We start from the raw sequence: 21,783 nt of genomic DNA on the forward strand, positions 1-21,783 counted from the left end.
ATAAGCTGCGAACCTGAATAAAAAGCGATTGCATCAATATTGACAGATCAACTTCCCATTAATGGATCTGTTTTACTATGTTGCCCAGTATCCACATGCCCCGCATAGCGATAGCGCAAACTCGAATCTTCGCGATGTTCTACCAGTAAATCATACCAACCATTCGTTTTCTGACAATCAACCATAAAACCCGTTGATCCTTTTTTCTGAATACGAGTTTGATTATCGTAGGACACATCGGAAACTTTCCAATTTCCGCTCCCATCTGCAAATGTAACATCCAGCGCCTCTACCCCATGTTGTAAACTGATATGCGCTGCCGCGAATGGAATATGCTGCGTCGAACCCACGAAGGAACGGTAAAATCCGTTGGGACCATGCAGATCCAGATGATAGTGTCCGTTAGAAAAGTTGCGCAAAGGCCAGCGGTACGTAATAGACGTCCCATTCTGAACGGTAAAATTCCAAATCGCTGCTGGATTAGTAGGATCTTGATATGGACTTAGCGCGCGCGCATAATGTGGAACAGCTCTATGCTTTGGCGTGTTGCTCAACTGACCATGATAATGCATTTCTATCACTATTTCTTGCTTCGCCACATCCATCGATAGATTGACATCCACATCGTACGGCAATGCATTGGCTGATTTCGTACCTTTTTCTTGCTGCGGCAATCGTTGAGACAATCCGCCTTGCCGCATGTTTTTTAATTCTGCCTCGGAGAAAGCAGCCACATCTCCTGGCAATTGCTGTATGCTTGCCGCATAGATACGAGCCACCTCTGCATCGCGATCTACAGGAGTCACATGCGGCGATTTATCTTTCGATCCTGCCGGGCGAAAAGCCGAAGTCAGATCTCCACAAACCGCCCTGCGCCAGTCGGATAGATTAGTTTCACGCACTTCTTTACCAAACTTTCGGTGAATAAAATGTTCTAAAAACTGAATATTGGAGGTGAGATCAAGCACTTCAGAATTCACCCAGCCACCTTTGCTCCAAGGTGAAGCGATAACCATCGGTACGCGAAATCCTAAGCCAATCGGACTATCTAAGTTAGCTTCTGGTTTTCCGGTGCGCACTTTCTCTTGTGCTGCCGTTACATATTCCGATTGGGTATCCATGCCATTGGGATTTACTCCCGAAAATGGTCGATCGGAATGTGCTGGCACAAATGGTGGCACATGATCAAAATAGCCGTCATTCTCATCGTAGGTCAAAATGAAGATGGTTTTTTTCCAGATCTCTGGATTCTTCGTCAGAATATCCAACGCTTCGGACACGTACCATGCGCCAAACCAAGGCGAACCGGGATGGTCAGAAAATCGACAAGGTGCAACTAACCAAGAGACGGTTGGTAAACTATCTGAATCGACATCCTTGCGAAACTCATGGAAGATATCGCCTTTTGGCACTTGTACTTCCTTCTCTCCTTCTTGATCTTGATATTTTAGCGAAGCTAAATGATGGTAATCTGGATCGGCTATATTGGTGGAAAAAGCTTTACGATGAATGCTCTTGCTAAACGAATCGAGCTGCTCAAAATTAGCTACAGAATAAGTCTCCAAGTCGCGCGTGAGCCGCTCGACCTGCTGTGTCAATTTCGCAAACTGCTCCGATTGCTGGTCGCTCAACTTTTCTAGCGCTGCTTTGGAAGATATTAGCATATTTTCCATCCAGCGCCGATGCGCTGGATGAAACCGTACTTTATATTGCTCGTGAAACTCCAGATTGTTATTGGTAAAGTTGGATAACCAGTCTTCCTCCTCCCCTTCAAATCCTACGGGTAAGCTTAACTCATTTTGATACACGTTCCAAGATATACCTGCCTTTTCCAATCGTTCGGGATAGGTCGTCCATTGCACATCGCGATAATTGATTTGCCCATTATCCACATGCGCCACCGACTCTGGATTATGCGGTTCTTCTCGTACCGTTCCAGACCAGAAATAGGATCTATTGGCACTTGTGCCCGTCAATGATGAACAGAAATGTTGATCGCACACCGTAAATGCGTCGGCAAAGGCGTAGTAAAAAGGAATATCTTGGCGCGTGTGATAGCCCATCGTCAAAGGCAAACGCTGGTACGCTTTGTTGCCCGCTTTTTTTGCTTCCAGCCAAGTATCTAGCTTGCCATGATTATGCGCCTCGACCATATCTTTCCAACTATGTGGTAGAGAGCCCATCCAAGTGGCTTTCGTTTGCTCAATATCTAATCGAAATGGGCCGTAAGCTTCACCTTGCTCATTTTTCTGTACCCAAACAGGTAATCCATCAGCATGACGAATGGCGCGCGGGTCATTGAATCCACGTACGCCTTTCAAGGTGCCGAAACAATGATCGAATGATCGGTTTTCTTGCATGAGGAATACCACATGTTCGGCATCCAGATATGTTGTGCCCGCTTCGACTTCTATGGCTAATGCGCGCGCGATGGAACTCGGCAAGAACTGATAAGCTGCTGTTGCGCCACCCAACATCGCTGCTTTCTTTAAAAATGCTCTTCTACTATCCATGCTGTTTTTCTGTGTAATATACCATTATTTTGTCCACCACGTTTCCTGTTGAATGGCATCATTGCCGTTAAATTGTCTTTGGATCGCTGCATCCACCTGAGCCGTATTCTGATTGTACTCTTTCTGCGGATACATCCATCGATAAGCGATGCGCACATTGGCAGCTTTACGCATCGTTGGATAACCCGTGCGCAAATGATCGAAGTAGGCCGAATAACCACCTTGGTGAAAGGATCGCAAATATTTCTGCATCATGATCCGTTCGATACGCTGCTCGTTTGTAGTCGCATTCGCTAAATTAACAAGAGGCAACTGCAAATAAGCATCTACACGCTCGGCACTGAAGTACTGACCCATGTTTTTGGCATACTTCGCGTAGAAGTTGAAGGCTGCACGTACGCCAGCATTATAATGAGTAACCGCGTCGCCGGGAATCCATCCGCGTACAATCGCTTCTGCTAAGATAAACTGTTGCTCGGCGTAACCCATTAAAACCATTGGCTCGCATGTAGGGTCGATTGTGTAGCGATCATGCACTTTTGAAAGTCTTCCAGCAATAGCTTTGTCGTTGACCAATGCATAAGGTACAATCGGGTCGCCGCCTTCATAAGCGGTAAAATCATTTAATGCGGCACCGGCTTCACGACCTAAGCGGGTTTGCGAAGCAATGGCAAACAGACGCGGATCCTGATGGTCTTGCAAACGCCGAATTAAAGTAGAATCCATGTACATTCCCGATCCGTAACCGCTGGAGTTAAACTCTGGATAACGATTGTCTTGCTGATCTAGATAAACGAGCTGACCGTCGTCTGCGTCGGATTCTAATAATATGCCGCTACTTGCAATTTGTGCAAACTGCTGCACAATATTTAAGTTCCTATCCGCGGTTTTGCGAGACAGGGTCATTAATACTTTTAGGCGGAAACTATTAATCAGTTTGCGCCAGCTGGTTGCATTCCCACCATAGATAATATCACCTGCGATGAGATCGGGATTTGCCTTTAGCAATTCATCAGCCTCAGCTAACTCTTCAAGAATACCGACAAAAACAGCTTTTTGTTCATCGTATTTGGGTAGGTACAGCCCGGCAGATTCCCCTTGCAACGCTTCGCTATAGGGAATATCGCCAAAAGTCAGTGTGAGGTTGTAGAAATAATAGGCGCGGAAGAAATTGCCTAATGCCAAATAAGTTGGCTCATCAATAGCAGAAGCCTCTTCCATCATTTTGGTCACATTGCGAAGATGGTTATATTGATCGAAACTGCCTCGTTGCCAATTATAAATCTGATTCGCATTCTCGCCATCAGTTTGGAGAATCATTTTGAGGGTGTATAAGGGTGATGTACCACGCCACGTGTTGAAGGCATTCCACTCCACATTAGTCAACAAGGCTTGTGGATGTGTGGAAGAAGCGTTGTTCGGATCGATATTGACCTCGGTCAACTTTTCGCAGGAAGACAGCGTACTTATAAGCAGCAAGCTGCAGATGGTAATCGTATTTCTAAGCTTTTTCATGATTCGAAAAATTAAAAAGTTATATTAAGAGATACACCAAGGTATCTGGTAGATGGATCTTGCAGGTTATCGTCGTTACCAATACCAAAATCTGGATCGATGTATGGAATATTTTTCCAAACCCATAGGTTCGTGCCAAATACGGACGCATCAAGTGCTTTGAATTTGCTAGATTTCAACCATTTATTTAAATCGTAGCCTACAGAAAGTCGGCGAAGTTTCACAAATGAGCGGTCGTAGACATTGGCAAATGTGCTACTTTCGTTCTCCGTAACACGTGCCTGATAAGGATAGATCTGCGACCAAGTTTGCCAGCTTACCGCATCGGTAAATGGCGCATAGGTACGTGTATCTTGCGTGATGTTTCCCTGTACATCATACGTCACTTGCCCTCCAGTCACGACCACACCAGATGGAACATATACATTTTGCCCAGCATCATACTCTTCTTGTCTATACTGTGTAGACGATGGATGTTTACCGCCCCACCACATTTTTTCAATAGTTTGAGAGCGCATCACGCCACCTATAGATCCATCAATATCCATTTGTACCCGAATATTTTTGACCATAAAGGTGTTGCTGAAACCAAATTGCCAATCCGGATTGAAATAGCCTAAATACCGTGGAAACGGATCGCGAATCGGCATTCCCGTAGTGGGATTGAGGATCAGCTGACCATCGGCATTTTTCTGCCAAACTTGATCGTAATAGGCATCAGCACGATCTCCTTGAAACAAGTTGCCAAAGCGCGCTTGACCGCCGTAGATAGATTGCAGTCTGCGAACAGAGCGTGTCCAGTTAACCGCTGTACGCCAAGAAAAGTTGTCATTCTCGATAATACGTGCGCCCAACATTACTTCCAAACCTTGTGTACGATACACATTGCCGTTTACCATTCGCGTAGCGAATCCAGAAGCATCAGAATTTTCTAGTTGAATAATTTGATTGCGATCGCGCATATCGTAATAAGTCACATCCATATTTAGACGATTCTTGAGGAAGGCGAAAGCCAAACCCATCTCCCACGTATTGGATTGCTCGGGCAAGATATTAGGATTGATGATGCCGCTTGGGTAACTAACGGATGGCGTAGAACCATACGTTAGCGCTTTATTGTATACCGCGCGAATACTATAAGGATCTAAGGCGGATGATACCGAAGCCCAAGAAGAATAGAGTTTCACGTAATCAATCGCGCGTGGCATCGGAATATAATCTGATACGATAGTACTGAAGGAAGCCGATGGATAGAAATAGGAGTTATTTTCGGCCGATAGGGTCGACGACCAATCATTCCGACCAGAAAAGTTTAAATACGTAGAACGAAAGATATCGAAGTTGACCGAGGCATACGCACTTCTGGTGATGGATGTATGATTGGCATTTGTAGCACGTACCGGTCCTTGTGTATTTCCCAGATTATAAATGAATGGCACAACCAATCCATCGGTCGATTGATATGCATTGGATAACGTACGTTTGAATGTTGACGCACCCGCATTAATATTCAGGCCAAAATTATCGCTAAACTGATCGCTGTAGGTAGCCAATACGTCGGCATCGAAGTTCAATTGCCCATTGTTCCACATCTTGTAATCGCCATTTCGCGAATCACCGTAATTCATGTATGATTTCGGACTTTGCATATCTTCGAATGTGGTTTTTTGGCGAGCAGCAATACGTCCTTGTACGTTGAACTTGGAGGAAACTTGCCAGTTCAATCTGGATTGTGCGTGTACCACATCTTGGTCGAAAACTTGATTTAGCTCATTGGCTGCAAAGTAAGGATTGTTGTACCAAGCATAATTGTAGTTCGCTTGGCGATAGCCTTCTTGTCCGGGAATGTAGAGATTATTGGCCAAATCTTGTCCGTTTACATCATTGCCCATCCAAAGCAATATGGTGTACATGTGGTTTTTGGGTCCGTAACCATATCGTGGAAAGTTTGGCGATTTTACTTTGTTGTACGAGAAGTTGATGTCTAAATTCAACTTCGGTGTAAAGCGGTAGTTGGAATTGATATTAATACCACCAGAATTCAAGCTCGTATTTGGTACTTGACCTTTTTGATATGCATACTTTCCGGAGGTAAATAAGCTTAGTTTTTCGGATTTGTGCGATAAGGTAAAGTTGTTTTCGGTCACGATACCCGTTCCCAAGAAATCACGTAAATTATCGTACGAGCGCCATTCGGTAGGCACGCGTTCGTAGCGTGATTTGTCATCGTAGATCGTTCCACTCACATCGCCGTACCAAGGAATTACCGTGCCGGTTTGTCTATCACGGATTGGGCTATTCCATTGCGGCAGCAATAATCCTGTATTTAACTTTGGACCCCAAGCCATATCACCATCCGAGATACCGCCATCTGCGCCATCCCAAAATTCGTATTGCCCGTTGGATCCGCTACCAAATTCAGTTTGCGATTCTGGGAATACCGTAAATCCGGCCGACATCATATTGGTCGTTCCAATCGTGACTTCCAAACCTTCTACCTTGGCGTTTTTAGTAGTAATCATAATCGCGCCATCCCGACCGCGGAAACCGTATAGCACCGATGCGGCAGTACCTTTTAGGACGTTGATATTTTCAATGTGCTGTGCTGGGATGTCAAACAATTCGGATTCGACGGGGATACCATCTACCACGATCATCGGACTGCGACCACGTAAATTGAATGTCGGTGCTTGAAAAATTCCGGTAGGATTGTTCACAATTAAACCAGCTACTTGTCCGGTTAAAGCGGTACCAATATTCATTGTCTTGGCTTCTTGCAGTACTTCAGTATTCACTTCTTGGGTGGCGTATCCTAGTTTTCGCTTTTGCTGCTTGATACCGATCGCGGTCACGACCACTTGGTCCATTTCATTGAGAGCAGGATCTTTAAGCACCATGATGGCACTACTTCGTTTACCATTCGAAATAATGACAGTACATTCATCTTTTGGCAACATACCGACATAACTAACGCTAATGCAATAATTACTGTCTGCTGGGAGATTCTGAAACACCACACGACCGTCGGTATCGGACGAGCCCAGTCGCTCCAATTTTAGATTGGCATTATGAATTCGCACGGTCGCATTCGAGATCGCCCTGTTTTCTTTGTTCTGAACCAGAACGACGAGTTCGCCCTGTTGCTGTGCTTGTACGGTGGATAAAAGCAAACTTAAAAATGCACCGATGAGCCCGAGTTTTAGAAAGGGCTTGGGATTGATTTTTGTACGCATTGGTTTGTTAAATTTGATCGTTTGTTTGGGAATTGGATTGAAGAGATACGGCATACGTAGCGGTACCTTCTTGATAAGTAATTTGTATTTCGTGGGTCAACATAATGTGCTTGATGATATCATCTAAGACGACTTTATCAGTATAATTTCCGTAGAAAGTCATGCCTTCCAAGTTGCTCTCCGTATAGGTGAATTCGCTGTGGAAATGTGCAGCAAGCGTGTCAAACACTTCCTTCAGTGGAGTATGATGAAAGGCCAGCATCACCACTTCTACCTCTTGTGGAGGCGCTTTCTTGATGATGGTTTTTGGTTTTTGTAAAATATTTGGCGCTACGTGCAATCCTTTACTATCCCAACTATCGCCCGGATTTAGTGCGACGAGCAATTTCCGATTGCCTAAGCTAGATTTTTTGGTGATGGCTACTTTTCCAGACAAAAGCTGTACGATCGGAAGCTGTTGCTGTTGTACATGGGTGACCCAGAAAACCGTTCCGATAGCAGTGGTATGAATATCTCCCGTGATGACCGAAAATGGACGCGACGCATCTTTGGCCACATCAAAACGTGCTTTTCCGCACAGCGTCACTTGGCGATTATCGACTTCAAAATTGTCTAAGAAATGAATGCTACTCTGCGGTGTCAAGGTTACGCTAGTTCCATCGGAGAGCATGACGGATCTGTTATCACTGCCATGATTGTGGTATACACGCAGTCGATTTACATCCTGCGAAAATGTCCTTTCGACAGCCTTAACTATTGAACGAGTAGAAGCACTTTGTTGATTTTGAATGATAAAGAAACTTGCTACAGCAACACATAATAGTACTGCTGCGGCCGCAATATATCGGGACGGTCCCTGTATTCTTTCAAAGTGTACTTCGTCTGGTTGGGTAATGCGATCTATGCGGTTTCGTAGTTGCAGTAGATCTTCTGCTGTGGCCGATTGGCCGGAAACTTTCAAAGACGCTATCCATTGTTGGAGTTGGATTTTTTCTTCGGCAGTACACTTTCCTTCCAGATAGCGCTGGATCAGCTGTTGTAATTCGGGCGATTGTTTGGACATACACTAGGTAGTAGCTCAAACAGGCCGATCGTACCATTCAAATGGTATTAAGAAAAGATCAACTTTATCTTAATTTAAAAACAACTATCGTAGCAGAAGGTATGAGAGCATCGGCAATAAGAAAACCGTATCATGTACCTTCTTTTCGGCTAATTCTTTCCTGACTTGATCGAGCGATCTACATAGTTGGTTTTTGACCGTTTGATTGGAAATACCGAGTAAAGAAGCAATCTCTTGATTGGAATAGGATTGGTAATACTTCAGTTGGAATATGGTACGCATGCGAGGTGGCATCTGCGTTACGGAGTGATCAATGTGTTGGATCACTGATTCACGGCTTTCCTTCAAGCCCTCTTCTTCCAAATGTTCATGATCCACCTTTTGCAGCAGCGTAAAGTGAGCGATGTGTTTCTCCTTGACACCGACTTTCCGAAAATGCTGAAATATTTTGTGGTACAGAGCTGAAACCAAGTAGTGCCGTGGTTCGGAAGTAATCGTAATCATGGATTTACGCTGCCATAGATCGACAAATATATCTTGCACTACATCCATTGCTTGATCTTTATCGCCCAACTTGCGTATGGCGATATGGAGTAATGTTGCCGCGTGTTCTTTATAAAGAAGATCGAAATCGAAGTCACATGATACCATTACGTGCTTTTGCATGATCAGCAGCAAAAGTCAGACATTAGTATTAGATACGGATTAAGTGCATATTAACTCTTGATGAATACCGTAATTCTGAAGGCGATTAACACATCATTGTCTACTTTTTCACAAAAGGCGCGTACTCGTCTAAACCATCATAATACTGTCGAAGTAAAAAACGATAGCTATCAATTCCATGATGAAAATAGCGCGCTTTGTCCGCAAAGAAATCGGAATACGCTTTATTGGCGGATAGAATTATTGGGACACCCGGACGTTGGAAATAGGTCGTTTTGACGGGTTCGGGGATTTCTAATTCGGGCAAATAACGGGTAATAAAACGACCAGTATATTTACCCAAGTATTTCTGATAAGAATCAGAGGATCTTTTCGCTCGCTTTTTCATAATATTGAATGAGCGCTTTAAGAAGATTCTTTTGAAGAATGGCAAATTGTCCATACTAGTGTACAAGCCGACGATCGGATTTGGCTCATTCATATCAATATCTAACTGCTGCGTAGTCAATGGCATCTCTGGTATGGCATCGGCCGTATTGACAATGCTGAAACTCCACTCCGAGCGATTTGCGTTATCGTAATCATAGGCAAAATACCTGTTTCCCATTTTCGGTGCGGCACTGGCGTATGTTTTCACCAAAATATCTTTCATCTCACCGTATTCACGCTTTTGCATCAGCCAAGCACTAAAATAATAACTCAGCGCACCGCCCTGTGAATGCCCACCTACAATATATTGTCGATATCCGGCATCATACAACTGCTGCAATGTATTCTCCAGATGATCGGCGAGATAAGCAAAACCAATCAAAAACCCAGCATGTACCGCAGCGCGATCATCCGTCGCTAACGTATAGTCAAAATCTCGGCCCTCTTGCATCTGCATGCTTCCACTTGCTGGCACCATGGCGCAGTAAAAATCTGCCAAGATAGATTCCTGTTTCCGTGTCGTACCTCGGATAATTAATACCACGGTAGAATCGCTTCTGATCCAAACATCTGCTCGATTGTCAAGACCAACACTTCTTGAGCGGTAATGCATGGTGTATCCGGTTACCATATCATCAAAACTATTATCCAAGGCGGTGTCGAGCAATGCTTTATTCAATTTTAAAATTTCCTCACATTCAATTGGATCAAAACCTGGCTGTAGACCTGTATGCTGTGCATTTGATTGATTAACATGGCCAAAAAAAAGGAGAATAGCTGGAATAAATGCGAATAGGAACTGTTGAGGATACATCATTTTCTGAGTAAAACTAAAAGCGAAATAGCACGTTTGTGGATATATGAAGTTAGCAATTTTTTCGCATTGTATCGTTCTAAATCATTTCGTCGAAAATCAAGTGCTGGACAATAGGTATAACAGAAAAAGAGAGAATTCTGAAATGAATTCCCTCTTCTCACATTGACGACTTTTATTTAATATAGTTCTTAACACTTTGCTCACCAATGTTAATCAAAAACTATTGGTTACTTATGGTCTCGGTGGTGCGGCGTATCTCCATTGTCTGACACCTTGCAATTCGGCTCGCTCCACAGCCCAAGCCATCACATTAGCAATTACTACGCTATTATAGGGATTTCTTGAGCCTGCTGAATAGCCAGAGCCAGCATTACCATATGCTTTAGGCAGAGGTCGCTTCGCACGTGTATCGTAATTGAATGGACAAATAACGAAACTTCGACCACCGTCGTACGATACGAATCCACCATCTCCAATAAAGAAGAAATTTTTAGTATTATGTTTAAACATCGTGACCCGATTTGCTAGTGATGACCTGTTGATAGCATTGCCATTAGAATAGACGGTGACTTGGGACAATGGAATGTTTGTAAGTCCGAGCGTAGTACCTGCATCTTCACCCCAATGCCGCCCACGAACATCCCCAAATGGGCCATTCAATATTTTATCAGTTGGATCATTACCTTCAATGGGATACATCGCTCCAGCGGTACCATTACTAATTGCACCAATGTTTGACACTCCAAACATCGTATTGAAAAATGACCGTGTGTTGTTATTTGCTGCGTCCTGCAACATCATGATGACAACACCATTGTTGTTTAGATAATTATTTAGTGCCAGAGATACTGCTGGTCGTATATCAATCATATTGTATCCTATGATTACGATATCGGGTCTATTTGTGTTATTTGTGGCTGCCAATCTAGCCGCCAATTGATTATCGAAAGCAGCTGTAGCAGCGTACAAAATCCGATTTTCAGCGGCATTTTGCGTACGATTACCGCCTGCCCAACTGCCTAGTCCTGGTGACCAAGAATCCATTTTGACGATACTTTCTGGAAGATCTCCAAAATTTTCTGAGGCATTTAAGAAATCCCAAGCTGGACCTCTTTCTAAAGCATAACCATAGGATGCTCCACTCGAAATATGTAAAATTCGTAAAGGAGAGACACGATAATTAAGATTCAAGATGCTTGATAAGCGCTGGCCGATCGCTGCATTTTCAAATTCAGTTGTAAAAGTGGGTCTATTAGCTGCTCCAAAGTAGGTTGCTAAGTTTCTCTGCGAGATTTCTTCACGAACACCATCAAATCTTACAGGTAGATCATTTATCACAACATTATACGTACTTATTGATGCCGGATCTACCGTGTAATACGCTCTTTCCCAAGTATTATCTGAAGATGGAGCATTAAAAATAATTTCAGTTGGTACTGCTTCAACTGCGTTCATTTGATTGCTACGTATACTAAACACCCCTTTCTTCAAATAATCATTCCTGTCGAATGCGGCGTTAAGATTATTAATCGTAGCAAATCTAGCGAGTACAGTAGCATCAATCTTTATATTTACTTGCGCGACTTTATGCTCGAAAATAACGGCCAGATTATAATCATCTTGTGTATTTGTAGGAATAGTTATCTCACCACTGGCATACAAAAAATCCCTATTAATAGATGTTTCAATAGATGGATTATTCATGTTTGCGGGCTCAGGCAAAGCCTCGCTGTCATTGTAAGAATAAGCATACCACAGGTAAGTCTCACCTGTCTGCCCCTCCATTGACAAAGGTGTGCCTACTGTACCTTGGACCGTACGCCAAAGTTGTCCCGTATTTCTGTTGTATAATAAAATTCTGTATCTGTATCCATTTTGCATAGGAATAGCAGCACGATTTACCGTAGAAGATCCATCGGAATTAGTGAATATTCCTGATTCCGTCGCCATGCTTTCAATATTGGAGCCAACGGCAGTTTGACTTGTAATATGATCTACATAAAACCCTCCTTCATCATTGCCCATATGAGTGGTAGAAGTACGCGAAATATTGCTAAATGTAGTACTTGTGGCGGCTCTAGAATTTGCATTGTTAGCGACAACAACACTTTCTGTCACGCCCTCAACATCTATTCGTAACATCATATTTCCTACCTGAGCTACTGAATAATCCTTCGAACAACCTGTCAAATAAATTGTGCTTATGATGCTGAGTAAATAAATAAGCGCTTTCATAATATATAATCCTTTATGTGCTATATTAAAAATTCCAAGTTTGCTCCGACTCCCTTTCTTCCCACTCTACAACGTATGGCGTATTATTATCTTCAATCCTGATATTGACTATTGAACCTGCAGCGAATGCAGATTCCATGGTGATTAGAGTAATTGAAATTGATGGGGATAAATAGTGCTTTCTAATAACACCTTTCATGATATTTCTATTGTTATTATTTAAATCCATGTTTTTATTGTTTTTTCTTTTTGAAGAACGAAAAATTCGTTTAATTGAAAAATAATAATTTTTAATTAAAATAAGTTTACAAATAAATAATTTGTACTTCTTGTTTTAATCATTTGAAATTATTTTAAACAAATTGCAGTTTTATATAGAGGCAAATATCTGTAGTTTATTGATATTTATAACCTACATTATTAAAATAATTTCAATTTGTAAGGTTCGGGCTACAGCTCGAAAACAACCATTACGCTATCATTAGGAGTAATCATAAGGACATCATGTATGGGAAAATATTAAAATAATATTTATATGGAATATTCAAAATTTCCACATACTGTACGATTAATTCTTATATTTTAATTTAAAACACCTGTTTTATGATATATATTTAAACATTAGATGATCTTACATTCTCATAAAAATCTCATTAATTGGTTTTTTAATCGATAATTAGACAATGCAAGATAATTGTAATGGCAAAAAAAGCATACTGGACAGAGCTCCTTTTAAGTTTATTATTTGCCCAAATAATTTAAAAATCTCCAGACTTTTTAACGCTTTCTTTTTATAGTCGAATTGACAATTATTTCTTTAATATTAATATTTTACATAAAAAATTGGTGTTAACAGCAGCTACCTAATGCGAATACATAGCAATATTTACTTCAGAGAAACATAACACCTATAAAAATGTATCAACAATCTATTCCGTTAAAAACTGATTTAAACATTTCCCGATTGTTCAAAAAAAAACAGGAGACTCAAATGAGAATTCTCCTGTTTCGCCAAATCAATAACTGTAAATAGTATTCAGGTAAAGATTGTCGTTTATTTGTTTTTAGAAAATAGCAAGATATGCAAAGTTTTAGGCTGTAGGTGGTCCAGCATATTTCCATGTTCTAACACCATCGAGTTCAGCCCTCTCGACAGCCCAAGCCATTACATTTGCTATCACAACACTATTGTAAGCACCTAGTGAGCCAGCTGTATAACCATTTCCCGCATTACCGTAGGATTTTGGTAAAGGTCGCTTCGCAACTGGATCATAGTTGAATGGACAAATTGTATTGCTACTGCCACCGTTATATGAAACAAAACCACCATCTCCGACATAAAAGAAGTGTTTGGTATTATGTTTAAACATCGTTACACGAGCTGCTAAAGCTGCTCTATTAACAGCATTACCATAAGAATACACGGTGATTTCAGATAATGGAAGGTTTGTAAGACCCAAGGTCGTTGCTGCATCTTCGCCCCAGTGCTGTCCACGAACATCACCAAAAGGCCCATTGAGTATTTCATCATCTGGATTAGTCCCTTCTATTGGATACATCGCCCCAGCAGTTCCGTTACTGTTTGTTCCAATATTGGAGACACCAAACATATTATTAAAAAATGATTGGGTATTGGCATTAGCGGCATCTTGCAGCATCATAATCACCACGCCTTTATCATTTAAATAAGCATTCAGCGCTTGCGCTACTGCTGGTCTAACACTGATCATATCATACCCTAAAATAACTATATCTGGTCTATTCGTTGTATTTGTTGCCGACAATCGACTTGTTAGCTGGTTGTCAAAAGCAGTAGTTGCTGAAAATTGTATCCAATTTTGCGACTTATTGTCTGTCTGATTACCTCCAGCCCAACTTCCCTGCCCAACGGCCCATGATCCCATTTTTACGACGCTTTCAGGTAGATCTCCAAAATTCACTTTCGAATTTAAAAAATCCCAAGAAGGGCCTTGTTGAAGAGCATATCCAAAAGATGTATTATTTGAAATATGCAAAATTCTCAAAGGCGCTACTTGATAATTCAGGCTCAAAATACTTGAAAGACGTTGACCAGCAGCTGGCGAAGTAAAATTAGAAGTGAAGTTAGGCTTATTGGCTGCACCAAAATATGTCGCTAGGTTTCTTTCGGAAATCTCTTCACTAACGCCCTCAAATTTAACGGGCAGGTCATTAATAACAATTTTATAACTGCTTACTGCGGCTGGATCAGCCGTGTAATAACTTGTTTCCCAAATATGTGTTGCCGAAGGAGCGTTAAAAATAGTTTCAGTCGGCACAGCCTCTATACCGTTCATCTGATTGCCTCTTATATCAAAAACTCCTTTTTTTATGTAGTTACTATTATCAAAAGAAGCATTAAGATTATCAATTCTTGCAAATCGAGCCAGTACAGTAGCATCTATCTTAACACGCACCTGAGTCACCCTATGCTGGAAAGTTATACCAAGATTATAATCTACCTCAGAATTTGCAGGAATATTTACCTCTCCAGATGCATATAGAAAATCCTTCGATATAGCGGTTTCTATTGTAGGATTACTTGTATTAGCAGGTTCTGGCAACTGATCGCTGTTATTGTAAGAGTAGGCGTACCATAAATAGCTTTCGCCGGTTTGTCCCTCCAGTGATAAAGGAGTTCCCGATACACCTTGGACTGTACGCCACAGTTGACCAGTAGTCTTGTTGTATAACAAAAGCCTGTATGTGTATCCTGTTTGCATCGGTGTGGTCGCCCTATTTATCGTCGAGAATCGAGAATCATAACCTTCTTTAGATGTTGATCCTGAGGTCGACGTTATGGCATCTTGACTTATCGAAAAATCTACAGTGAAGCCATTGTTGTTGTTGGGAATATTTTTTGTGGCGCTAATCGCGGATGTTGTCAAATCGCGAACACCACGAGAATTAGTATTGGCGTTAACGTCTGTAGCCTCCGATACACCCTGAACATCAACACGCAACATCATGTTGCCTGCAGGATTTTCAAATACTTTCTTAGAGCAACTAACAAAACATGTAATGTTGACGATAATGATTAAATATAAAAACTTTTTCATTTTGCTTGTAGTAAATGATATCTATCTAAAAGTTCCAAGTCTGTTCAGTTTCTCTTTCTTGCCAATCCGTCACGGTAGGAGTTCCGCTATCTCCTACCGTGATAGCTACCACCGATCCGGCCGCGAAGTCAGATTCTATCGCGATGTAGGACAATAAAATTAAAGGAGCTAGGTAAACTTTCTTTCGTAAAACTCTCATGATGTTTCTTTTTTTATGAAAACTGATATTTGCTGTAATAATTGAATTGCCTTTAAAATCATTTCATCAAATTTATTTATAGAAACTTTCAGCAGTTTTATAGATTCCATTTGTTAAAAAATTTCATAAGTATTAAAAATTTGAATGTCTTCAGATTTTACATTGGTAAATATGTGCAGTTTATCGCTAACTAACACTTTCTCAAAAGGAATATAATTTACATTTGTAGATATGCAACTACACGATAGTATTGTAATCTTCTCTTAAAAATAGCTACAGTTATTTATGTATATTTTTCACTGAGGGATAATGAAAATTGCAAGATTAGCGAGTCACAAATCATCAAGATTTTGTCGCAACAGGATTGTGGTTAATCAGTTCCGGACATGTACATATAGCACGGTATCGATCCAGGCAGGTTCTATTCAGGGAAATAATAAGTATTCGTTTTGGAGAGCCCATCGAAGAAGATTCTAAGATGGAGCATTTCTAAGTGCACAATACCCACAAAAACTTGGACATATCAGCCACTTTTACCTTGGGTAAAAGCGATGGTGTCAAGCTGCTGCAACTTAGTCCGATTTATAGCAATGAGATAGCTTTGAGTGATAAAATGGGTTGGTCTGCCTTCTATTCTCGTCTGCAACAGTTTAAAATCGATGTAAATAGAAAACCTATTGGCGCCTATAAATAGCCCAATAGATAATAGATCACGATAAAAGCGATAATGGTTCCAAAACAACCAAAACCTAATTTACGAGCGCCCCAGCCGGCAATCAATGTCTTAAATAATTTATTCATCTGTTTCTCTAGTGTAGTTGCTTAAGAGAACACGATGTATTCCTAAATTGTTTTGAGGAATTAACTCTCTAAACCCCGATAATAATCGAGCGCTGCTTTTATCCCAACTTCATCTACGTATTTATTGTATGCGCAGTCGCCAATCGCATTGAGCAAGGCAAAACCAATCTGATTTGCTTCGTTCTTTTTGTCATTGCGCATTAAGCGGAATAATTCTTCATCGATAGATGGAGAAATGCTGTAATATGGATAGGTGCGTAACAGATATTGTTCAATCTCTTTCAGTTCTTCCACAGATAGCGTGCCCGATTGCGTAGATAAATATGCTTCGCACAGCATACCGATCGCTACAGCTTCACCATGTAATAATGGGTTTTGATCGTTCGCAAGTGAATAGCCTTCTACTGCATGACCAATAGTATGACCGAAATTGAGAATTTTCCGAATATTATTTTCTGTGGGATCTTCTTTTACAATCTTATTTTTGATCGTCACCGAATCATACACGATTTGCTCGTCGATATCATCGATATTGATTTGCTGGCAGCGTTGAAACAGCGCTTTATCTTGAATCAAACCGTGTTTAATAATTTCGGCGAAGCCGGATAAAAGTTGTCTCGAATCCAGTGATTCTAAAAACTTACCACTGATAAAAACAGCTTTTGGTTGGGTAAATGTGCCAATGATATTTTTAAAATTATCCAGATCGATTCCTGTTTTACCACCTACGGAAGCATCTACTTGCGCCAATAATGTTGTTGGAATTTGGATAAAATCAATACCGCGCTTATAAGTGGAAGCTGCAAAACCGCCCATATCTGTCACCACGCCACCGCCCAGATTGATCATCAATGCTTTGCGATCAGCGCCAAAATCAAGCATGGTTTTCCAAATGCCGATACAGTAATCGATATTCTTATTCTCCTCACCAGGATCCACTTCGATGATATCGTAATCAACGATATCTGGAATGGCGGCTTGTAAAATTGGCAAGCAATGGTCATTGGTGTTAATATCCACCAAAATCAATACATTGGAATATCCACCATCGGTGATAAAAGATTGCAAACTCGTTAGGTCATCTTCGAAGTATACCTTATATCCCAAACTTTCTATTTGTTGCATAAAAAAATCAATTATAAAGTGCTTAGACGATCTCCACGATCTGTCCTTCGAATTCTACCTGATCACCACGTTTTACCTTCAATCTTTTACGGTAATCTACGGTTCCATTGTACTGTACCATCCCCTCTTCGACCACATGCTGCGCCATAGCGCCATGCTCCACCCAATTCAAAGCTTTGAGAAGCTGGATAAGATGAATAAAGTCGCCGTTTAATACAATTTTTTGCATAGCCAAAATTAAATAAATTACGTGCATATTCAGCTTTTAATTCAACAATTACTTAGTTTTGCAGTAATAAACACAACACGACATTGATGGAAACCTTAGGAGCGCCTGTTAAGTTGGATTTTAACGACACGGCGACAGCTTTCAGAACGAAAAGTGACTCTGATCTGAATAAAGCTTATTGGCTATTTAAAATGGTATCGAGCAGTGCTCTGATTAAGGTAGGAACCCCCATAACCAACTTCTCTTTGCAGATTGGTTTACCGATTCAGGGCATTATCAAAAACACGATTTACAAACAATTTTGCGGGGGCGAAAGTATCGAAGATTGCAGCCGTTCTATTCGCGAATTGAGTGAAGGAAATGTAACCACTATCTTAGATTATTCGGTAGAGGGTGAAGAATCCGAAAGCAGCTTCGAGCATACCTGCGAAGAGATTGTGCGCACTGTTGCCTTCGCGCAGCAAGAAAAGCTTATTTCTTTCTGCGTTTTCAAACCGACAGGTTTAGGCCGGTTTGATTTATTCGCGAAGCGCGATGCCAAACAGTCGCTCACTGATCTAGAAAAAATTGAATTTACACGCGTCTTAGAACGTTGTGAACGTATTTGCTCCGCCTGTCATGAGGCTGGGATTCCGGTTTTGATCGATGGAGAACATTCGTGGATACAAGACACGATCGATGATATCGCACGCGATATGATGGAAAAATTCAACCAAGAAAAACCGATCGTTTACAATACGTATCAGCTTTATCGTCATGATAAGTTGGCTTCGCTAAAAGCGGATTTGGCATACGCCTCGGTACGCAACTTTCATTTGGGTGCAAAATTAGTACGTGGTGCATATATGGAGATGGAGCGCGATCGTGCTAAGTCCAAAAACTACCCTTCACCGATACAACCCAACAAAGCAGGTAGCGATACAGACTATAATGATGCTATCTTATTCTGTTTGGACCATATTGACAAAATGGGTCTGATGGCCGGCACGCACAATGAAGATAGTTCTCGCTTACTAGCAGAAGAAATGCATAAGCGGGATATTGCACACAATCATCCCAATATTTGGTTTGCGCAATTGCTAGGCATGTCAGACAACTTGTCTTTCAATTTAGCAGCAGCAGGTTATAACGTGGCCAAATACATGCCTTATGGGCCGGTAAAATCCGTTATGCCGTATTTGTTTCGCCGTGCTCAGGAAAACACTTCTGTAGGCGGACAAACCAGCCGTGAGCTCGGTTTAATTATCGCAGAAAAAGATAGACGTAAAAAAGCAAAAAAAGGTTAATGACTATAGCGGACAAAACACAAAAGCTCTTGGAACTGTCGGACTCGTATGATGCATTATTGTACGACGTAGACGGCACATTAGCGGACAACATGTCCGCACATAAAGCGGCTTACGCTGCGGCGGCATTGGAGTATGGTATCCATTTGGATACCGCTCTTATTGACGAAACTGCTGGCTGGCCAACGATAGCCGTTGCCGAATTGATTGCCCAACGTTATGACAAAACGTTTGACTTCGACGAATTTGCCTTACGTAAATCCAGCATCTTCCGAACAGAATACATACAACAAACCAAGCCCGTAGCACATGTCTTGCAGCACATGCTTCAAGAAGTTGGTAAAAAGAAGATTGGATTAGTTTCTGGTGGCACCAGAAAAACATTGGAAATCACACTCGAGGTAATTGGTGTTACTGGATTGTACGAAGTGCTTGTTTGCGCGGGTGATACGCCAAATGGAAAACCTTCACCAGAGCCATTTCTTTTAGCTGCAAAGCAGCTTGATGTTGCGCCAGAGCGCTGTTTTGTTTTAGAAGATGGTGATCCTGGCGTACAAGGTGCAATCGCGGCCGGCATGGGTTGGGTGCGTATTGATCAATTGTAGATACGCGCTATCTATTTTTGCTTTTCCTTAGAAATTCGTAATTATGCGGAGACCTCCGTTAGTATAGTTCATATCCGCTCTTCTGAAGTTTCCGACGGGCAACTTCACGTAAGGCTCTAAGGAAACAGATGGTCCACGTCTAATTTTCAACTCTTTACCGAGCGACATATTGACGAACCCACCAAAACCCGACGAATTTACATTGGAATTGGCCGACTCCATCGTGCGCACTACGGGCTGCACCGCTGCTCGCATTTCACTTTCATTACTTGGTAATCCTGCAACATACGGATTGGCGTTTACATTTTCGATATAGTGTGCAAACCGTTGCTGTCCCAACACGGCTGCATAGGAAACACCTACACCGGCATACAAACCTTTATAGAAAGAATATTTGGCTTCTACTGGAATATCAATCGTTCGCACCATGCCAGTTACGGAGTTCACATTAGGAATTAACGGCATCCGCGCCATAATTCCATTGGCTAGAACTGGCATTTCCGTTTGCAACGGACGCTCTGGTGCCGCAGCCACTTCCATCGAGGCTACTTGAGAAGGATCGCGTAACGATCCCACTTCGTACTGTTGAAATGATGCACCGGTACGCACGCTTAATTGCTTCGTGACATTATAGGATAACATCACTCCACCACCAAAATTAACCTTCTGATCGGTAGACGAAGGCGCTACTACCAAACCCACATTGAACTTATCGCTGAAGCGGAAACGTTTACTCTCGCCTACCACTTCTTTCATAGCGCTGCTGACCACTCCTTTACTGTCAGCAAAAACAGAAGGGAACACACCATTTTCTTTTACGAAAACCTCCGAATCATCAGCATCTGGATAAAAAGATAATTTGCTTCTTGACAGATTAATATCGTTATTTATATCTACAGATTGAGCAACCAAAGCGGATTGCGTCGGCAACATCCAAGATTCTACCACATTGACTACAGACATCCGATGGTTTTCCGCTATACTATATACAGATTCATTACTTTCCATCGGCTGTGGCTCTACAGAATTGGGGAACAATGTAGGTGTTTCCTCTACTTCGGGAGTTGCTAGCTTATCAACAGTTGAAGGTGCAAACTGCTCGGTAGACTGCGAACTTAAAGTAGGTTGCTCCAGATCAGATTCAGTAGAATTGAAATACCACAAACCTAGCATCGCCAATGCCGCACAAGCAGCAGCGCTACGCACCCAAAGCGTTAGTACGCGTTTACGCGTAGTTTTCCCTAAGTGATCTTTTCGAAAGTGTTCCCAAGCCCCCTCTTCATAAGGCAACTCGGCAGACGCCTTGAGCTGTTCGACTATACGGTCAACAATGTCCTTTTCCTGACTGTTTTTCTTTTCCTTCATGTTCAACCCGAAACTAGGATTTTATATTTTCTTGATCCATAAATTTGCTGTACAACATGCGCAACTTTTGTTTTGCTCTGGTCAGATAAGTTCTTGATGTACTTTCGGGCACATCAAGCATCTTACTAATCTCTTCATGCGAATAGCCCTCTATTTCATACAAATTAAAGATCGCTTTCTGAATGGGAGGTAGACCATCTAATAGCTTTAAAATATCATTTGCTTCCAGACTAGATGTCATGCTAACGGAAAGGTTGCCGATCTCTGTTCCTTCTTCGTCGTCAATGAATTGCATCTGCTTCTTCACCCGAAGCATATCAATGGCTGTATTGACAGCAATACGTGCCATCCAAGACCGAAAAGTTTTTTCTAACACCTCATCATCGGCATGCTGTTCGAAGCTATGTAGCTTGCGAAACACCTTCACAAAGCTTTCGTTGATAATTTCTTCCGACTCTACATCCACCTTCACGTAACGCAAAACTACCGCCTTTACATAACCGTAATACTTCTTATAGATAAATGCTTTACCCTGCTCCGAATCAGACACCACACAACCCTCCAGCGCGACTCTTAATGTCGGTGGATGCTTACGCATGACATATTTCCGTATTATTTCCAAGCG

General features: G+C 41.7%; 17 protein-coding genes. 3 read left to right on the plus strand and 14 right to left on the minus strand.

The annotated features are described in order from the left end of the window. Positions 1 to 47 precede the first annotated feature (47 nt). The 10 genes from AC3IRT_RS09705 to AC3IRT_RS09750 all read right to left on the minus strand — a co-directional run bounded on the left by AC3IRT_RS09705 (position 48) and on the right by AC3IRT_RS09750 (position 15,747). The gene (locus tag AC3IRT_RS09705) at positions 48 to 2,513 is read right to left on the minus strand and encodes a phosphocholine-specific phospholipase C (RefSeq protein WP_489393063.1); all 2,466 of its coding nucleotides are present in this window, start codon (positions 2,511 to 2,513) and stop codon (positions 48 to 50) included. Between the two features lie 24 nt (positions 2,514 to 2,537). Next, positions 2,538 to 4,028 carry a SusD/RagB family nutrient-binding outer membrane lipoprotein gene (locus AC3IRT_RS09710; protein ID WP_489393064.1) on the minus strand — a complete coding sequence of 497 codons (1,491 nt, stop codon included), beginning with the start codon at positions 4,026 to 4,028 and terminating at the stop codon, positions 2,538 to 2,540. Positions 4,029 to 4,039: 11 nt separating this feature from the next. Then, entirely contained in the window at positions 4,040 to 7,261 is a 3,222-nt protein-coding gene (locus AC3IRT_RS09715; RefSeq protein WP_489393065.1) for a SusC/RagA family TonB-linked outer membrane protein, read from the minus strand. A gap of 7 nt (positions 7,262 to 7,268) precedes the next feature. After that, complete coding sequence (locus tag AC3IRT_RS09720; RefSeq protein ID WP_489393066.1) at positions 7,269 to 8,324, minus strand: FecR family protein; 1,056 nt, start codon at positions 8,322 to 8,324, stop codon at positions 7,269 to 7,271. A gap of 84 nt (positions 8,325 to 8,408) precedes the next feature. Beyond that, on the minus strand, positions 8,409 to 8,990 hold the full coding sequence (locus AC3IRT_RS09725; RefSeq protein ID WP_489393067.1) for an RNA polymerase sigma factor: 582 nt from the start codon (positions 8,988 to 8,990) through the stop codon (positions 8,409 to 8,411). A 100-nt stretch (positions 8,991 to 9,090) separates the two neighbouring features. Further along, the gene (locus AC3IRT_RS09730) at positions 9,091 to 10,236 is read right to left on the minus strand and encodes a lipase family protein (protein WP_489393068.1); all 1,146 of its coding nucleotides are present in this window, start codon (positions 10,234 to 10,236) and stop codon (positions 9,091 to 9,093) included. A gap of 231 nt (positions 10,237 to 10,467) precedes the next feature. After that, positions 10,468 to 12,471, minus strand: coding sequence for a hypothetical protein (locus tag AC3IRT_RS09735; protein ID WP_489393069.1), 2,004 nt, complete (start codon positions 12,469 to 12,471; stop codon positions 10,468 to 10,470). 25 nt (positions 12,472 to 12,496) lie between these two features. Beyond that, on the minus strand, positions 12,497 to 12,700 hold the full coding sequence (locus AC3IRT_RS09740; protein WP_489393070.1) for a hypothetical protein: 204 nt from the start codon (positions 12,698 to 12,700) through the stop codon (positions 12,497 to 12,499). Between the two features lie 862 nt (positions 12,701 to 13,562). Then, the gene (locus tag AC3IRT_RS09745; RefSeq protein WP_489393071.1) at positions 13,563 to 15,548 is read right to left on the minus strand and encodes a hypothetical protein; all 1,986 of its coding nucleotides are present in this window, start codon (positions 15,546 to 15,548) and stop codon (positions 13,563 to 13,565) included. A 25-nt stretch (positions 15,549 to 15,573) separates the two neighbouring features. Next, positions 15,574 to 15,747, minus strand: a complete 174-nt coding sequence (locus AC3IRT_RS09750) for a hypothetical protein (RefSeq protein WP_489393072.1) — start codon at positions 15,745 to 15,747, stop codon at positions 15,574 to 15,576. Between the two features lie 514 nt (positions 15,748 to 16,261). Between AC3IRT_RS09750 and AC3IRT_RS09755 the strand changes: the two genes are divergently transcribed. After that, the gene (locus AC3IRT_RS09755) at positions 16,262 to 16,441 is read left to right on the plus strand and encodes a hypothetical protein (RefSeq protein WP_489393073.1); all 180 of its coding nucleotides are present in this window, start codon (positions 16,262 to 16,264) and stop codon (positions 16,439 to 16,441) included. Positions 16,442 to 16,608: 167 nt separating this feature from the next. Here the strand turns inward: AC3IRT_RS09755 and aroB are convergent, their stop codons facing one another. Both aroB and AC3IRT_RS09765 read right to left on the minus strand, forming a co-directional pair. Then, entirely contained in the window at positions 16,609 to 17,673 is a 1,065-nt protein-coding gene (aroB, locus tag AC3IRT_RS09760; protein ID WP_489393074.1) for a 3-dehydroquinate synthase, read from the minus strand. Between the two features lie 22 nt (positions 17,674 to 17,695). Continuing rightward, a complete protein-coding gene (locus tag AC3IRT_RS09765) occupies positions 17,696 to 17,902 on the minus strand; it encodes an RNA-binding S4 domain-containing protein (RefSeq protein WP_489393075.1) in 207 nt (68 codons plus the stop codon). An 86-nt stretch (positions 17,903 to 17,988) separates the two neighbouring features. On the opposite strand from AC3IRT_RS09765, the gene AC3IRT_RS09770 reads away from it, so the two are divergent. Next, positions 17,989 to 19,188 carry a proline dehydrogenase family protein gene (locus AC3IRT_RS09770; protein ID WP_489393076.1) on the plus strand — a complete coding sequence of 400 codons (1,200 nt, stop codon included), beginning with the start codon at positions 17,989 to 17,991 and terminating at the stop codon, positions 19,186 to 19,188. After that, positions 19,188 to 19,793 carry an HAD family hydrolase gene (locus AC3IRT_RS09775; protein WP_489393077.1) on the plus strand — a complete coding sequence of 202 codons (606 nt, stop codon included), beginning with the start codon at positions 19,188 to 19,190 and terminating at the stop codon, positions 19,791 to 19,793. The genes AC3IRT_RS09770 and AC3IRT_RS09775 overlap by 1 nt, the downstream gene beginning before the upstream one ends. Before the next feature lie 27 nt (positions 19,794 to 19,820). Here AC3IRT_RS09775 and AC3IRT_RS09780 read toward each other — a convergent pair whose 3' ends face one another. Together AC3IRT_RS09780 and AC3IRT_RS09785 are read right to left on the minus strand one after the other, a co-directional pair. After that, on the minus strand, positions 19,821 to 21,158 hold the full coding sequence (locus AC3IRT_RS09780; RefSeq protein WP_489393078.1) for a hypothetical protein: 1,338 nt from the start codon (positions 21,156 to 21,158) through the stop codon (positions 19,821 to 19,823). A gap of 13 nt (positions 21,159 to 21,171) precedes the next feature. Beyond that, positions 21,172 to 21,756, minus strand: a complete 585-nt coding sequence (locus tag AC3IRT_RS09785) for an RNA polymerase sigma factor (protein ID WP_489393079.1) — start codon at positions 21,754 to 21,756, stop codon at positions 21,172 to 21,174. Between the last annotated feature and the right edge of the window lie 27 nt (positions 21,757 to 21,783).

Source organism: Sphingobacterium sp. KH_072, from assembly GCF_057837975.1.

Coding starts and splice junctions, on each gene's coding strand:
- AC3IRT_RS09770 (WP_489393076.1), top strand. CDS start 17,989: ATGGAAACCTTAGGAGCGCCTGTTAAGTTGGATTTTAACGACACGGCG.
- AC3IRT_RS09745 (WP_489393071.1), bottom strand. CDS start 15,548: ATGAAAAAGTTTTTATATTTAATCATTATCGTCAACATTACATGTTTT.
- AC3IRT_RS09715 (WP_489393065.1), bottom strand. CDS start 7,261: ATGCGTACAAAAATCAATCCCAAGCCCTTTCTAAAACTCGGGCTCATC.
- AC3IRT_RS09750 (WP_489393072.1), bottom strand. CDS start 15,747: ATGAGAGTTTTACGAAAGAAAGTTTACCTAGCTCCTTTAATTTTATTG.
- aroB (WP_489393074.1), bottom strand. CDS start 17,673: ATGCAACAAATAGAAAGTTTGGGATATAAGGTATACTTCGAAGATGAC.
- AC3IRT_RS09740 (WP_489393070.1), bottom strand. CDS start 12,700: ATGGATTTAAATAATAACAATAGAAATATCATGAAAGGTGTTATTAGA.
- AC3IRT_RS09720 (WP_489393066.1), bottom strand. CDS start 8,324: ATGTCCAAACAATCGCCCGAATTACAACAGCTGATCCAGCGCTATCTG.
- AC3IRT_RS09725 (WP_489393067.1), bottom strand. CDS start 8,990: ATGCAAAAGCACGTAATGGTATCATGTGACTTCGATTTCGATCTTCTT.
- AC3IRT_RS09730 (WP_489393068.1), bottom strand. CDS start 10,236: ATGATGTATCCTCAACAGTTCCTATTCGCATTTATTCCAGCTATTCTC.
- AC3IRT_RS09765 (WP_489393075.1), bottom strand. CDS start 17,902: ATGCAAAAAATTGTATTAAACGGCGACTTTATTCATCTTATCCAGCTT.
- AC3IRT_RS09780 (WP_489393078.1), bottom strand. CDS start 21,158: ATGAAGGAAAAGAAAAACAGTCAGGAAAAGGACATTGTTGACCGTATA.
- AC3IRT_RS09775 (WP_489393077.1), top strand. CDS start 19,188: ATGACTATAGCGGACAAAACACAAAAGCTCTTGGAACTGTCGGACTCG.
- AC3IRT_RS09705 (WP_489393063.1), bottom strand. CDS start 2,513: ATGGATAGTAGAAGAGCATTTTTAAAGAAAGCAGCGATGTTGGGTGGC.
- AC3IRT_RS09710 (WP_489393064.1), bottom strand. CDS start 4,028: ATGAAAAAGCTTAGAAATACGATTACCATCTGCAGCTTGCTGCTTATA.
- AC3IRT_RS09785 (WP_489393079.1), bottom strand. CDS start 21,756: ATGCGTAAGCATCCACCGACATTAAGAGTCGCGCTGGAGGGTTGTGTG.
- AC3IRT_RS09735 (WP_489393069.1), bottom strand. CDS start 12,471: ATGAAAGCGCTTATTTATTTACTCAGCATCATAAGCACAATTTATTTG.